Annotated in this window: 1 protein-coding gene and 5 tRNA genes; 5 read left to right on the top strand and 1 reads right to left on the bottom strand. The window is 49.8% G+C overall.

Annotated elements, in window-relative coordinates:
* Positions 1-48: 48 nt before the first annotated feature.
* Positions 49-174, bottom strand: coding sequence for a hypothetical protein (locus tag A3712_RS28650; RefSeq protein WP_269451439.1), 126 nt, complete (start codon positions 172-174; stop codon positions 49-51).
* A 187-nt stretch (positions 175-361) separates the two neighbouring features.
* On the opposite strand from A3712_RS28650, the gene A3712_RS27600 reads away from it, so the two are divergent.
* The 5 genes from A3712_RS27600 to A3712_RS27615 all read left to right on the top strand — a co-directional run bounded on the left by A3712_RS27600 (position 362) and on the right by A3712_RS27615 (position 1,033).
* Positions 362-438: transfer RNA gene (locus tag A3712_RS27600), tRNA-Met, on the top strand.
* Between the two features lie 56 nt (positions 439-494).
* Positions 495-570 (top strand) — tRNA-Gly (locus A3712_RS27605).
* Positions 571-710: 140 nt separating this feature from the next.
* Positions 711-787 (top strand) — tRNA-Met (locus A3712_RS23065).
* A gap of 56 nt (positions 788-843) precedes the next feature.
* Positions 844-919, top strand: a tRNA-Gly gene (locus A3712_RS27610).
* A gap of 37 nt (positions 920-956) precedes the next feature.
* Positions 957-1,033 (top strand) — tRNA-Met (locus A3712_RS27615).
* Positions 1,034-1,096 lie beyond the last annotated feature (63 nt).

Here is a 1,096-nt window from a genome sequence, read left to right on the forward strand (position 1 = left end):
AACATGAAGAGCATTATCCTTGCCAAGGTTGAGGTCACGCGTAGGCCTTTAAGTTAGGTACTCTCGTGTGTCGTTCAACTTTGATAGACTCATTGACTTAAACAATGCATCAGGACGCGGGATGAAGAAGCTTGGTAGCTCGTCGGGCTCATAACCCGAAGGTCGTCGGTTCAAATCCGGCTCCCGCAACCACATTACAGTTACTCATTCTCTTTTGACACTGCCGGCGATAGCTACGATTAACTTATGCGACACTAGCTCAGCTGGTAGAGCGCAACCTTGCCAAGGTTGAGGTCACGAGTTCGAACCTCGTGTGTCGCTCCAATTTGATAGACTCATTGACTTAAACAATGCATCCGGACGCGGGATGGAGCAGCTTGGTAGCTCGTCGGGCTCATAACCCGAAGGTCGTCGGTTCAAATCCGGCTCCCGCAACCACATTATAGTTAAACGCTATCTATTGCCAAAAGCAGTAAAAGCTGCGATTAACTTATGCGACACTAGCTCAGCTGGTAGAGCGCAACCTTGCCAAGGTTGAGGTCACGAGTTCGAACCTCGTGTGTCGCTCCAATTTGAAAGTGAAACATGAAGAGCATTCTGGCAGAGTGCAATCCTTGCCAAGGTTAAGGTCACGCCTAAGCCTTGAAGAACGGGAACCTCGTGTGTCGCTCAAATTTGATAGACTCATTGACTTAAACAATGCATCCGGACGCGGGATGGAGCAGCTTGGTAGCTCGTCGGGCTCATAACCCGAAGGTCGTCGGTTCAAATCCGGCTCCCGCAACCACATTACAGTTAAGCGCCATTTATTGCCAAAGGCATTAAGAGCTGCGCTTAACTTATGCGACACTAGCTCAGCTGGTAGAGCGCAACCTTGCCAAGGTTGAGGTCACGAGTTCGAACCTCGTGTGTCGCTCCAATTTGATAGACTCATTGACTTAAACAATGCATCCGGACGCGGGATGGAGCAGCTTGGTAGCTCGTCGGGCTCATAACCCGAAGGTCGTCGGTTCAAATCCGGCTCCCGCAACCACATTACAGTTAAGCGCTATCTATTGCCAAAAGTAGTAAGAGCTGCGATTAACTTATGCGACAC

Source organism: Vibrio sp. HI00D65 (assembly GCF_001635455.1).
Lineage (GTDB): Bacteria > Pseudomonadota > Gammaproteobacteria > Enterobacterales > Vibrionaceae > Vibrio.